Annotated in this window: 9 protein-coding genes; 5 read left to right on the top strand and 4 right to left on the bottom strand. The window is 44.0% G+C overall.

From position 1 onward, the window contains the following. The first annotated feature begins 49 nt into the window (after window positions 1-49). The 5 genes from ST42_RS13760 to glgP all read left to right on the top strand — a co-directional run bounded on the left by ST42_RS13760 (window position 50) and on the right by glgP (window position 8641). Window positions 50-925, top strand: coding sequence for a hypothetical protein (locus tag ST42_RS13760; protein WP_044074275.1), 876 nt, complete (start codon window positions 50-52; stop codon window positions 923-925). 585 nt (window positions 926-1510) lie between these two features. Further along, window positions 1511-3622, top strand: a complete 2112-nt coding sequence (gene nrdD, locus ST42_RS03700) for an anaerobic ribonucleoside-triphosphate reductase (RefSeq protein ID WP_044072366.1) — start codon at window positions 1511-1513, stop codon at window positions 3620-3622. Window positions 3623-3735: 113 nt separating this feature from the next. Beyond that, complete coding sequence (gene nrdG, locus ST42_RS03695; protein ID WP_044072365.1) at window positions 3736-4209, top strand: anaerobic ribonucleoside-triphosphate reductase activating protein; 474 nt, start codon at window positions 3736-3738, stop codon at window positions 4207-4209. Between the two features lie 174 nt (window positions 4210-4383). Continuing rightward, window positions 4384-6051 (top strand): glycosyltransferase, encoded by a 1668-nt coding sequence (locus ST42_RS03690; protein ID WP_044072364.1) that lies wholly within the window; start codon window positions 4384-4386, stop codon window positions 6049-6051. Between the two features lie 31 nt (window positions 6052-6082). Further along, window positions 6083-8641 (top strand): alpha-glucan family phosphorylase, encoded by a 2559-nt coding sequence (glgP, locus tag ST42_RS03685; RefSeq protein WP_044072362.1) that lies wholly within the window; start codon window positions 6083-6085, stop codon window positions 8639-8641. Between the two features lie 192 nt (window positions 8642-8833). On the opposite strand, the gene ST42_RS03680 is transcribed toward glgP, so the two are convergent. From ST42_RS03680 to lptC, 4 genes are all read right to left on the bottom strand, one after another. Next, entirely contained in the window at window positions 8834-10360 is a 1527-nt protein-coding gene (locus ST42_RS03680) for a DUF4301 family protein (protein ID WP_044072360.1), read from the bottom strand. A 159-nt stretch (window positions 10361-10519) separates the two neighbouring features. Continuing rightward, entirely contained in the window at window positions 10520-12661 is a 2142-nt protein-coding gene (locus ST42_RS03675) for a peptidylprolyl isomerase (protein ID WP_044072359.1), read from the bottom strand. Window positions 12662-12776: 115 nt separating this feature from the next. Beyond that, complete coding sequence (locus tag ST42_RS03670) at window positions 12777-14045, bottom strand: hemolysin family protein (protein ID WP_044072357.1); 1269 nt, start codon at window positions 14043-14045, stop codon at window positions 12777-12779. A gap of 9 nt (window positions 14046-14054) precedes the next feature. Next, the gene (gene lptC, locus ST42_RS03665) at window positions 14055-14693 is read right to left on the bottom strand and encodes an LPS export ABC transporter periplasmic protein LptC (RefSeq protein ID WP_044072429.1); all 639 of its coding nucleotides are present in this window, start codon (window positions 14691-14693) and stop codon (window positions 14055-14057) included.

The raw sequence follows: 14693 nt of genomic DNA, 5'->3' as shown, positions 1-14693 counted from the left end.
TCTTTGTTATTATTATTACCTTTGCAATAATTAAACATTAAGAAACGATATGAACAACGACAAAGAGTTATACAACGATTTCAAAAGAAGAAGTTACCGTTCTTGTGTATCCGACGCCTTCAGAACCACACGAAAGACCATTTGGCCTCTGACGAAAGCCAACTGGAAACTGTTCTTGTTCCTTGCGTTAATGCAGGGTGCGATTGGAGTATGGACTGAGTATCTGACGCCCGGTGTAATGTATGTCGGCTTTGATTTCCACCCGCTTTCGTTGTTCATGCTGGCCATAGTGGCATTGGCCACCTGCCTGACAATCAGCAGCAAGATGTTTGCAACCATAAACGGCAGAGGACTAAGATGGAACTTCACCAGACAATTGAAGACACTGCCGGTAAGCGCAGGTTTCCTCATCGTCTTTTTGTTGCTGAGCATCCTATGCATATACTTCTGCATTGTGAAGGGTAAAAACCCCGACAGCATTCCGCTTCTAAACGCATTGTCGGTCCCTGTCGCCTTGTCACCGATACTTTTGATATTCTCCCTACCATTGGCATTTGCGTTTACGCAATATATCATGGAACCGGAAAGGAAACTATACAGGTCATTATGGAAATCCTATTCCACGGGATTCCGACGCTGGGGATTCATCTTCACCACCATTGCCCTTGGGGAATTGTGCGTCATAATATTCCAGACTTTCGTATGTCTGCCAAACTATATTCTCACAACAGCTCACAACTACTCCGCAATCGGAGTTTCATCATACAATGACGCACCTGATTTGCCTGCATATTTCTATCCGCTGCTTTTCGGGGTATCCACTTTCAGCGGTATGGTGAAAATATGCGTTACACTCTTTGAGGTATACACATTATATTATATGTATCAGACCATCTGCATAAGACAAAAGGAACGCAAGATGTAATCATTGCCAACACACGGCATCATTCTTCAATCCGGCAGACCATACACCGTCAACCGCATTGGCACAACTGTGGCGACATGTCAGACGAAGAATGCAACATAAGACGACACGAGAGAAATCTCTATAGGGGCCAACAGGTTGCACAACTTGCCGTTTACGAAACGAAAGCAAGCCATTTACGTACAAGAAAAGGCTGGTTTACACAACATAAACAGCATATTTACGAACCTATAATCAAAAGAAAACGATTAAGCCGTTGACAGTCAACAATAAACGGCAACGTGTACAAACGGCCACATCAAATAAAACTCAAGAGCCCGTTTTTTTATGTGAAAAGTCTTTGTCGCCTATACGATTTTTCATATCTTTGCACCACTGAATTCAAAACAAGCAACGGAAAACTTTCTACGTGAGCGATATCTAAAAGTTATCCAAAACGGAAAACTTTTACAGCAGGTAAAATAAAAAAGTTATCCAAAACGGAAAACTTCAGGTAAACGGAAGTTTAAAAGCTGAAACAAGAATTCATGGATAAACAGGAACAAGAACAACAATCATATAAAACAAAATTTCAAACATAACATCATGGAAATCAAGAACTTCACTATCACCAAACGAGACGGGTCCAAAGAAAGATTCAGTCTCGACAAGATAATGAGCGCGATTATCAAAGCGTTCAACTCAGTTAACGAACCAGCAGACCTCGGCTGCATTTCCAAAATAATCGCAAATCTTGATATTCATGAAGGAATCACAGTTGAAGACATCCAGAACCAGGTGGAAGAGTCTCTCATGAAGGAAGGTTATTACAAGGTGTCAAAGAGCTTCATGCTATACAGACAGAAACACACCGAAGACCGCGAGACAATGGACAAACTGAAGTTCCTGTCGGAGTATTGCAAGGCCTCTAATGCCGCAACAGGATCGAAATATGACGCCAATGCCAACGTGGAGCACAAAAACATCGCGACACTCATCGGAGAGCTACCAAAATCAAGTTTCATACGACTGAACAGAAGACTCCTGACCGACAGGATAAAGAAGATGTACGGCAAAGAACTTTCAGACAAGTATATTGACCTGCTTACACACCACTTCATATACAAGAACGACGAAACGAGCCTGGCAAACTATTGTGCATCCATAACCATGTACCCATGGCTTATCGGAGGAACAACATCCATAGGCGGCAACTCCACAGCACCGACCAACCTGAAGTCATTCTGCGGCGGATTCGTAAACATGGTATTCATGGTGTCGAGCATGCTGAGCGGAGCCTGCGCAACACCGGAATTTCTGATGTACCTGAACTATTTCATAGGGCTGGAATACGGGAAAGACTACTGGAAGGAAGCGGACAAAGTGGTTGACCTCTCATTAAAAAAGCGCACCATCGACAAGATAATCACCGACTGTTTCGAACAGATTGTATACTCCATCAACCAGCCTACAGGCGCAAGAAACTATCAGGCTGTATTCTGGAACATAGCATATTATGACAAACCATACTTCGAGAGTCTCTTCGGAGAATTCTTCTTCCCAGACGGAAGCAGACCTGACTGGAACGGACTAAGCTGGCTGCAGAAACGATTCATGAAATGGTTCAACAAGGAAAGAACCAAAACCGTACTCACATTCCCTGTAGAGACAATGGCTCTTCTTTCCGACGGCAAGGACGTGCTCGACAAGGAATGGGGAGACTTCACGGCAGAAATGTATTCTGAAGGCCACTCATTCTTCACATATATGAGCGACAATGCAGACTCGCTAAGCTCTTGCTGCCGACTGAGAAATGAGATCCAGGACAACGGTTTCAGCTACACGCTTGGAGCAGGAGGAGTGTCTACCGGTTCTAAAAGCGTACTGACGATAAACTTGAACAGATGTATCCAATACGCTGTGAACCACAAAATTGACTACAAGGAATATCTTGCCGAAATAGTTGACCTGACACATAAAGTGCAATTGGCATACAACGAGAATCTCAAAGAATTCCAAAAGCACGGAATGCTCCCACTCTTTGATGCCGGATACATAAATATGAGCAGACAGTATCTCACTATCGGAGTCAACGGACTCGTAGAAGCAGCTGAATTCCTCGGACTGCAGATCACAGACAATCCAGACTATCTGAGCTTTGTGCAGGGTGTGCTTGGAATCGTGGAAGAATACAACAAAAAGTATCGCACCAAGGATGTGCTCTTCAATTGCGAAATGATTCCAGCAGAAAACGTAGGAGTGAAACACGCCAAATGGGACCGCGAAGACGGATACTTCGTGCCACGCGACTGCTACAACAGCTATTTCTACATCGTGGAAGACGAATCGCTGAACATAATCGACAAGTTCAAGATGCATGGAGCCCCATATATAGAACACCTTACAGGCGGTTCTGCACTACACATGAACCTGGACGAGCATCTCTCAAAAGCCCAATACAGACAGCTACTGCGCGTTGCTGCCAAAGAAGGATGCAACTACTTCACGTTCAACATCCCGAACACCATCTGCAACGACTGCGGATACATAGACAAGCGCTATCTCAAGGAGTGCCCACATTGCCATAGCAAGAACGTGGACTACATGACAAGAATCATCGGCTACCTCAAGCGCGTCAGCAATTTCTCTGCCGCAAGACAGGAAGAGGCAGGCAGAAGATTCTATGCCGGCAAAAACGCTCTCAGCAAGGAGGACTAAAGAATATTATTCACCGACAAACCATAACGTCAGCATCAATTCTGCAAGCAATATCAAAGACGCTTGCAGGATTGATGCGATATAAAGTGAAATCTTATCTAACAAAACAAACAATGCTGAAATACGTCAACTGCGGAATTGTGTTCCAGGAAATCCCCGATGAAGTAACTCTCTCGATAAACATTTCCAACTGCCCCTGCCATTGCCCTGGCTGCCACAGCAACTATCTGTGGACAGACACAGGCACTCCACTCGACGAAAAAGCCATAGACGGTTTCGTGAAAGAATACGGAAGCGACATAACATGCATCTGCCTGATGGGTGGCGACTCCGAGCCGTCACGCATCAACTCATTGGCAAGATATATCAAAAAGAACCCCCACGACCTTCATGTAGGTTGGTATAGCGGAAGGACAAGAATCTCAAGCCAAATAGAAAACCGCCATTTCGACTATATTAAGATAGGTCCATACCTGAAGCATCTCGGCGGGCTGAAAGAGAAGACAACCAACCAGCGGCTTTACAAAATCGACAATGATTTTGAACTCAAAGACATTACAAATGCATTTTGGAAAAAACCGGTATGATATTCATGTCATCTGTTCCGAACACACGAATATGAAGCATTCAGAACAGATAATATGAATAAAGAATTATCACAAATCAATAAAGACACACAAATTACAAATTAGGAAACAATAAAAATTGTAGTTTTGGCACCTTCATGCTATCTTTGCAGAGAATACAATTGCAATTTGAGTATGAATACAAACCAAACAATCCCTGACTACATTTTTGAGTCAAGCTGGGAAGTATGCAACAAAGTTGGCGGTATATATGCCGTATTATCGACAAGAGCCAATACTCTACAAAAGAAATTCAAGGACAGAATCATTTTCATCGGTCCTGATTGTTGGCAAGAAAAAACATGTCCTTATTTCAAAGAAGACCTTTCGCTGTTTCCAGATTGGAGAAATGAAGCAGAAAAAGACGGTCTCAGAATCAGAACGGGAAGATGGACAATCCCGGGAAATCCAATAGCCATTCTGGTGGATTTCAACAAATACTACAAAGACAAGAACACCATTTATACACAACTTTGGGAAGATTTCAAAGTGGACAGCCTTCATGCATATGGCGACTATGATGAAGCTTCTATGTTCTCATATGCCGCGGCAAAGGTGGTGGAAAGCTTCTACAACAAATATCTCGGAAAGAAAGACAAGGTAATATACCACGGAAACGAGTGGATGACAGGATTGGGACTGCTATACATAAAGAAGCATCTGCCGCAGATAGCAACCATATTCACTACACATGCCACGAGCATCGGAAGAAGCATCGCAGGAAACAACAAACCACTTTACGATTATCTCTTTGCCTATAATGGAGACCAGATGGCAGAAGAACTGAACGTTCAGAGCAAGCATTCCATAGAGAAGCAGACGGCACACAACGTAGACTGCTTTACAACAGTAAGCGAGATAACCGGCAAGGAATGCGAAGAACTTCTCGACAAGCCCGCGGATGTCATACTGCCTAACGGCTTCGAAGACGACTTCATACCCAAAGGGGCAATTTTCACAAAGAAACGGGCTGCAGCACGCAAGAAAGCCCTACAGGTAGCAAACGCCCTACTCGGCACTCAACTTGACGACGATACGCTGATTGTATCGACAAGCGGAAGATATGAATTCAGGAACAAAGGCGTTGACGTTTATATAGAAGCATTGAACAGGCTTCTGAGAGACAACGGCATGAAGAAAACCGTTGTTGCCTTCATAGAAGTTCCGGGGTGGTGTGGAGAACCAAGACAAGACTTGATAGAACGGTTGGAATCGGGAAAGAAATATGACACACCGCTGGATGTGCCTATGATTACCCATTGGCTACACAACATGAGCCACGACAATGTGTTGGGAATGCTGAAATATCTCGATATGCAGAACAGAAATGAAGATAAAGTGAAGCTTATCTTCTTGCCATGCTATTTAGACGGCAATGACGGAATATTGAACATTCCATACTATGACATCATCCTCGGAAACGACTTGTGTATCTATCCATCCTACTATGAGCCATGGGGATATACCCCTCTTGAGGCCATAGCATTCAAAGTGCCATGCATAACAACAGATCTTGCAGGCTTCGGACTTTGGGCTAATGCAGAAAAAGGCAGATACTGCGAGATTGAAGATGGTGTGAAAGTAGTACACAGAACTGACTACAACTACTCTGAAGTAGCAGACCGCATAAAGGAAACTATAATCAAATTCTCTAATTTCACTCCGGCAGAAGTAAATAAAGCAAGGTCAAACGCATACAAACTTTCCAAGAAGGCTCTTTGGAAGGAATTCATAGAGAATTATTATATCGCGTATGACTTCGCACTCAATAAAGCAGAACAAAGGAAAAATAATTTGAATTAAATAAACAGATTAGAACCTAATATTAACTAAAATGAAAATTAAAGCAGATCATGTCAATGCTCCCCAGTGGAAAGAGGTGACAGTGAAATCAAAACTCCCTGAGCAACTGAAATGCCTGGACGAGTTGGCTCATAACATGTGGTGGGCATGGAACTACGAGGCACGCGACTTGTGGAGAAGCCTTGATGAAGAACTTTATGAAGAAGTTGGACACAATCCTGTATTGCTTCTTGAGCAGTTGAGCTACGAGAGGAAAGAAGAGATTGTGAAAGACAAGGCTCTGATGAAGCGTGTGAAGGACGTTTATGCGTTGTTCCACAAATATATGAACGTAAAACCAGACAGCAAACGTCCGTCAGTTGCATATTTCTGCATGGAATTCGGTATCAACCAGGTACTGAAAATCTACTCTGGCGGTTTGGGAATGCTTGCCGGTGACTATATGAAAGAGGCTTCCGACAGCAACGTCAACATGTGTGGTGTTGGCTTCCTCTACAGATACGGATACTTCAAGCAGTCGTTGAGCATGGACGGACAGCAGATTGCAAATTATGACGCACAGAACTTCAATTCTCTGCCTATCGTACGTCAGCTCGACGAAAACGGAGAACCGTTGGTAATTGATGTGCCTTATATGAATTACAACGTTCACGCCTATGTATGGAGAGTAAACGTAGGCCGCGTGCCTTTGTATCTCCTTGATACAGACAATGAGCTGAATTCTGAATTCGACCGCCCTATCACCCACTCACTCTATGGTGGCGATTGGGAGAACAGACTGAAGCAGGAGATTCTCCTGGGTATGGGTGGTATCCTTTTGCTGAAGAAACTTGGCATCAAGAAGGACATCTACCATTGCAATGAAGGCCACGCTGCCCTCTGTAACCTGCAGCGCCTTTGCGACTACGTGAAAGAAGGACTGACATTCAACCAGGCCATGGAACTCGTAAGAGCTTCTTCTCTTTATACTGTTCACACACCAGTACCGGCAGGACACGACTATTTCGACGAGGCTCTCTTCGGAAAATATATGGGCGGCTATCCTCAGCAGCTCGGCATAACATGGGATGAGTTCATCGGTATGGGACGCAACAACCCTGATGATCACAGCGAGAGATTCTGTATGTCTGTGTTTGCATGCAACACATGTCAGGAAGTGAACGGTGTGAGCAAACTGCACGGATGGGTAAGCCAGAAGATGTTCAACAACATCTGGAACGGATACTATCCGGAAGAGAATCATGTGGGATACGTTACAAATGGTGTACACTTCCCTACATGGGCAGCTACAGAATGGCGCAAGCTTTATGCCCAGTACTTCGACGAGACATTCATGAGCGACCAGAGCAACGAGAAAATCTGGCAAAATATCTACAACGTGCCGGATGATGTGATCTGGGGTACCCGCATGGCTTTGAAGAAGAAGCTTACAGACTATATCCGTTCGAAGTTCCGTGAAACGTGGCTGAAGAACCAGGGTGACCCATCAAGAGTGGTATCACTTCTGGAGAAAATCAACCCTAATGCTCTGATGATAGGATTCTGTCGCCGTTTCGCCACTTACAAACGAGCACACTTGTTGTTCACAGATCTTGACCGCCTTTCAAAGATTGTCAACGACCCTGAGCACCCGGTACAATTCCTGTTCTCTGGTAAAGCTCATCCGGCAGATGGTGCAGGACAGGGACTTATCAAGAAAATCTACGAGATTTCGCAGCGCCCAGAGTTCTTGGGCAAAATCATTTTCCTCGAAGACTACGACATGCGTCTGGCTAGACGACTCGTATCCGGTGTTGACATCTGGATGAATACTCCAACCAGACCACTTGAGGCATCTGGCACCTCTGGAGAGAAAGCAGAGATGAACGGAGTCGTAAACCTTTCCGTCCTCGACGGCTGGTGGCTTGAAGGCTACAGAGAAGGTGCAGGATGGGCTCTCACAGAGAAGCGCACATACAAGAACCAAGGCTATCAGGATCAGCTCGATGCTGCCACTATATATGGTCTTCTTGAGAACGAAATCATTCCTCTGTACTACAACAAGGGAGAGAAGAACTACAGCGAAGGCTGGATAAAAGTAATCAAGAACTCTATCGCTCAGATTGCTCCTCATTACACAATGAAGAGACAGCTTGACGACTATTACGACAAGTTCTACTGCAAGGAGGCAGAGCGTTTCCACAAGCTTGAAAGCAACAACTACAGTCTCGCCAAAGAGATTGCCCAGTGGAAGGAAACCGTGGCCGAGCGATGGGATTCTATCAATGTAGTTTCAAAAGAAACCGACATCCCATCAACAGGAATGGTTACCGGCGAGACATATAAAGTAAGATATGTCATTGATGAGCAGGGCCTTAATGACGCTGTCGGATTGGAGGTCGTTGTTGTAAAGACAAACAAGAACGGAGAGGAATATGTTGTTAACAAGCATCCTTTCAACATAATTGGCAAGGACGGCAACAACTATATCTTCGAAGCAACGATAGAAGCTGACGAAGCCGGCTCTTTCAAGACCGGTGTCAGAATGTATCCAAAGAATGAAAACCTTCCACACAGACAGGATTTCTGCTATGTGAAATGGCTTGGATAATGAGCAAATGAAAACGATTAGGAGGTAAGCACAATTCATTGGTGTTTATCTCCTATTTTCGTTATGATCAGATAAGGGGATGCATCACATTTCTGATGCATCCCCTTAATAATAATGGTGTGTCTGAGATATCGTATCGCGACACACCATTATTGGTTTCATTGTAAAAACAGTATTGTATTTTTCGGATTATTATCCCTGATGCTGCTCACGCAACAGATCGTTTACCGTCTTCACAGGATTGAATGTTGACAGAGGTACTTCAACAAATACAGTATTCCAATCACTCATTGCACCATTCCACAATCCCGGTAGTTCCAATGCTTTAAGTTCCTTTCCGTTCTTGCTTTTGCTGCTGATAAAACCTGTGGAACGGTCAACGAAATCAGGCAAATTAAATTTATCCCCATTGTAATCCTTTGTCGCACAAACCAAATCAACAGGATTGAAATGCGTACCCTCTGTGAACATCTTCGTATAGTCAGAATTATCTTTGTCTATCTGGCTGCTCTCGAGTATCTGCAGGCTGACGGTACCATCACTATTATAAGCAAGGAAAGGACCACCACCTGGTTCGCCAACATTCTTCACCACTCCACAAACACGCATCGGACGATTAAGTTTCTTCTTGAGATATGCCACAAGTTCTGCGCCTTTCAAGTCGTTTATTCCTGGTTTATGGCAACATAGTTCTTGCTCGAGGAACCTTACAATTTCTTTCAACGTGTCATCATCAAATTGTCCGCTCTCAAGAAGTCTAAGATACTCAAACGCCTTTGTCTGAAGAGATACGAGCACTCCTGCAAGTAACTGTTTGTATGTAACGGTATCTTCCTTGAACTTATCGAGGACTACATTGTCTATGTTCTTGATGAAAACAATATCTGCATCAACATCATTAAGATTCTCGATCAATGCACCGTGACCACCAGGACGGAAAAGCAGACTACCGTCGGCATTACGGAATGGAGTGTTGTCAGGATTTACCGCAATGGTATCTGTAGAGGGTTTCTGAACGGAGAAAGAAACACAATATCTGACATTGAACTTCGATTCGTATTCACCTTTTACATGATTGACGCAGTCTTCAAACAAGTTCTTGTGTTCTGGACTTACCGTATAATGTAGATGTACCACACCATTACAGTTGGCGTAAAGTGCACCTTCAACGAGATGTTCTTCCAACGGAGTTCTCTGAGTGCCGCCATATTTGTGGAAGAGCAGCAATCCTTTCGGCAACTGACCGTAACCGAGCCCCTTGTCATTCAGCAGGTAATCAACCACAGTCTTGTAGCAGCCTTTCTCCATCAACTCATGAATACTGCAATTCTCTTTCTCTTTACAAACTTTATCTAAGACGTTATAGAAAGCGAATTTCTCAATATTGCTGAAGAAAGCTTTCTCGAAATCTGTTTCCGGAGCGTCATATTCGGCACTAAGAAAGGCGAAAAGATTCTTGAACATCCTGCTTGCAGCTCCACTTGCAGGTACGAACTTCAGTATCTTCTTGTCTCCCATCTTGTATTGATTCCACAAATCAATATATTTGGAGATGTCACCAGCAGCAATTGACTTTATTCCTTTGCCTACACTTGCTGCAGCTTCCAACTTAAGATATGGGAAACCTGTCTTAAACTCGTCCAATTGTCTTTCGATCTTGGACTGGGTAATTCCTTTTTCTGAGATTTGCTCTAAATCCTTAGGAGAAAATGTCACCATAAGTATTTGTTTTAAAGATTATATAATAGTTATCGATATTCTAAAGTAAGATTACCCTACAAAATTACAAAAAAACTTCATATGAAAAGACTTTAAGCGAAAAAAAATGGCATACGAAACAATATCGTATGCCATTTTTATCGGATTTATATCTTTTATTTAGAAGAACAAGTATCTGTTGTCTACTACATTAGCCTTGAAATAAAGCTCCTGCATGAAATTTCCAGCATATTGCATTGCCTTCTGCTTGAGACGCTGCTCATACTCTTTCTCATTGAACTTGCCTGGGCGGTTGCTCTTGCTTATAACCTGGAAGAGATAAACACCAGCCTGTCCTTTTACTGCGTGGTTGACAAACTTACCCTTTGCTGTAGCTGCAACAGCTCCGCTCAATGCCGGTTCGCTCGAACCTGTAAGAGTTACGAATGCTGGAGAAGCAAATGTCACCTGATTGAGTTCTGCAATCTTGGCACCCTTTGCCTTTGCAGCAGCAATGCTGTTCACTCCTTTCACCTTGGCGATGATCTGCTCAGCCTTCTTGTCTCTGAGGACTTCCTGCTTCAGATATTCCTTCACCTTGCTGTCATCGAATGAACGATAACCCTTCTCGTGAGTCTTTGTCAGAGCCAATACCAACAGGTGGTCATTGTCTCCACACTCATATAATGGAGAAATCTTTCCGTCTTCTGAATCAAACAGCCATTTCATTGCATCACGGGTTCCATGGATGCCAGCGACGAAATGTTCCTGTGTAGAAACATCGTTGCGCTCCTGCAACTGGTATCCATACTTACCGGCATTCTTCTCGAGAGCCTGAAGTGTCTGACTTTCGCTGACGAACTGGCTGAACTTGTTGAATGCTGTGCTGTATGTATTCTTAGAGAACTTGATCTCCTTCTTGATTACAGCGGCAACATACTTAGAAGTCATTGCCTTGCGGTCTGTAACCTGAACGATCAAACTGCCCTGCTGCAATGATATGTTCTTGATTGCATTCACTCCAAGAGTGTTGAGGGTGTTAATGTAGTTCTTTGTATCTGCATCCATAGAAGGCGCATTCTGATACTGTGCTGAAGTTATCCATTGCTTCTCACCAGTCTGGTTATATTTCTTGGCAATAGCCTCGAAATCACCTCCGTTCTCAAGTGCGGTGTAAATGCTGTCAGCACTCTTCTTTACGGCATCCGGAGTTGCTCCTACTACCTGAATTGCACGGAACTGGACAGAGTCTGGCAACTCAGACTTTGACAACAGTCGAATGATGTTGAGAGTGTTGTCCTGCTTGTTCTCCACTACTCCTGTGGTTGAACCGACTGCCATGGAATCAAGTCTTGCGGCAATGTCGGATGGGAAGGCTGCCTTTGTCTGAGGAATACCCAAATAGTTTACCAAAGAAGCGGTCTTGTGCATGAACTGTGTTGGGTCTTCCACGCCTCTGATTTCAGTTTCATAGGCTTTGAATTCCTTGTTCAGCTCTGCCTTGTCTGCATTTGAGGCAACTACCTTTACATCGACGTATTTGATGTCGCGTGTCTCAACGAACTGCTTGAATCTTGGCTTCAGTTCTTCATACTTAGCCTTGAGCTCTTCATCAGTAACCTTGATGGTGTTATCGTTGATGTCGGCGTATGGGAATGCAGCGAGCTGGATATTGCTCTCCTCTGTATCTTCCTTGAAAGCCATCTTTGCTGATACCGGATTTGACAAGAAGCAGTTGGCGAAAAGCGACTGGTACTTGCTTGCAAGAATCTGCTGTCTCAAGCTCTTCTCTACGAATGTCCAGAAATTATAGATGCTCTGATACTGCTCAGCCATCTGAGGATTTGTGGTCTTTGCCGACTTGTATTCTGTCAAGAACTTCTTCAGCATGTTGGCGTCGAAGCGTCCTGTCTGCTGGTTCACGAAAGGAGTCTGCAAAAGCATTGGGTTTGTACCTGCGGCGAGAACGTTCTGAAGCTCCTTGTCCGTTACGGTGAGCCCCAGCTTCTTGGCCTCTTCTTCGATGATGCGGTTCTGCACGTATGTCTGCCAAACCTGATCCTTCACCTGATTCAACTCGTCGTCAGTAAGGTTGTCTCGACCTTGAGTAATCTTCAATACATTTGTAAACTCATCAACAAGCTTCTGATACTCCTGCATGCTGACTTTTTCGCCTAACACTTCGCCGATTTGCTGTCGGCTCTCATTCTTATGAGAGTCACACGAACGGAAAGCTTCTTCAGCGATAAACGCCAATAGCGCGGCACCGATAACTCCGACCAATATTGCGCCATGGCTTCTAATTTTTCCTAATGCTGCCATTAATTTGTTTTATTTAATTATTATTTTTATGTTCTGAAAATGTTATATTTCCACTTTAGCGCACAAAATTACAAAAAAGATAAGACAAAAATAAATTTTGCGCCAAAAATATTGACTAATCAATAACTTTTAGGCGTACCAGCTCTATTTTGGTCATGGTATTCTTTATAATCTTGAACTCAAAGCGTCCTATTCTGACTACTTCATTCAACTTGGGGAAGTTTTCATATTCGTGGAGTATGAAGCCGCCAATGGTCATATAATCCTCACTTTCGGGAATATCGAGAGAAAACAAGTCGTTCACCTTGTCTATCTCCAGTCTTGCTGAAAGGAGGTATGATCCGTCCGGATTCTTCTGCGCTATATAATTTGAATTGTCGTGCTCGTCTTCAATGTCGCCGAATATCTCTTCTACGATATCTTCGAGGGATATGATTCCGCTCGTTCCTCCGAACTCGTCGACGACTACGCCGAGGCTTTTCTTCTGCTGAAGGAAGGTCTGCATCATCTTTCTGGCAGACATGGTTTCAGGAACGAATGGCATTGTTCTGATATGATTGTGCCAGTCATTTGGATTCCGGAATAATTCCAATGAATGTATATAGCCTATGATATGGTCGATGTCGTTATCGTATACCAGGATTTTGGATTTCCCGCTCTCTATAAATATGTTTTTCAAATCTGAAAGCGACGAAGACTTTTCTACTGCACATATCTCGGTGCGGGGCACCATGCAGTCCCTTACTTTGGTGTCGGAGAAATCCAATGCATTCTGGAATATCCTGACTTCATCATCAATCTGAGAGTTGTCGGAAGCGTTGTCAATGCTCGACTGCACGAGGTAATCCAGGTCTACTTTTGAGAACTCCCCGTCATCATTGTCCTTGTCCACCTTCACTCCGCTTATTTTAAGCAGGATTTTGGACAGTAAAGTGGAAAAACGGGAAACCGGCCATAGCAGCAGATAGAACAGGTATGCCGGAAAGACAAAGAACGAAAAGAACTTGTTGGGGTTGCTTTTGAACAAAGTTTTGGGCAGGAACTCTCCTGTGAAGAGCACTACCAGTGTAGACAGAATAGTGTCTGCCGTAACTGAAATAGCCGGGTCAAGTCCTTTGAAGATTGTGTTGTCAAGCAGTCTTGCCACAAAGATTCCATATACGACCAGCACGATATTGTTGCCCACAAGCATCGTGCTCACGAAGTCATTGGGGTTCTTGTAAAAGAACGTCTGAAGTCTTCGGGTCAGTTTAGATGAGCCTTTGTCCATCTCGGCAAGCATCCTGTTGCTCGACACGAAGGCGATTTCCATACCGGAAAAGAACGCAGACAGAAGCAATGTTATGAAAATACCAACCACCAAAGATATAGATACTTCTTCCATAGAGATAATTTAAATGTTTTTCCTTGCTGCAGGCGTAACTGGCAATCTCAGTTTTTGCTTTGTCGTATCAGGAGCGTTTACGATAGTGTCGCTCTCACTATTGAACACGTTGCCTTTGAGGAACGAGCCCTTGGTGTTGCTGATGAAATAATGTGTCATTCTTTCGTCGCTTCTGAAATATGCGCCCTGCAGCTCTCTGTCCGGTGAGACCACGCGGGAGAACTTGTTGCTGTAGAGTTCATGGCGGTTCTGATCCCAGAACAACTCCTCGCTGGAGAACCTCACGCCATCCAAAGTGCGGATACGGACCCGGCCTCTGAGCTCCCACACCTTGTTTTTGTCATAGTAATAGGCAGTATCACATTGTATATAGGCCTGGACATGGAATCTCTCGTCAAACTGTTCCAGGAACAGACCCCGTTCAAACATCCATCTTGACGGATTCCGCACTTCATTGACTTCCCATTTCTCCGTCACGATTCTATACTTCATGACCCCAGAATCGGATATGAGGGTATTGACTCCGAAGGATGTCATCAGCGAAACGGAATCCTTGGGATTTATTGCCGGTGCGGTATGTTCCTTCTCCTGAGAGCAGGAAACGGCCAAAAACAATGAAACTGCCAATAAGAAGAAAGGTGTCTTCAT

This window comes from Prevotella pectinovora (assembly GCF_000834015.1).
GTDB classification, from domain to species: domain Bacteria; phylum Bacteroidota; class Bacteroidia; order Bacteroidales; family Bacteroidaceae; genus Prevotella; species Prevotella pectinovora.
The sequence above is the reverse complement of the archived record's forward strand: the minus strand, read 5'-3'. Positions and strand labels throughout refer to the sequence as shown.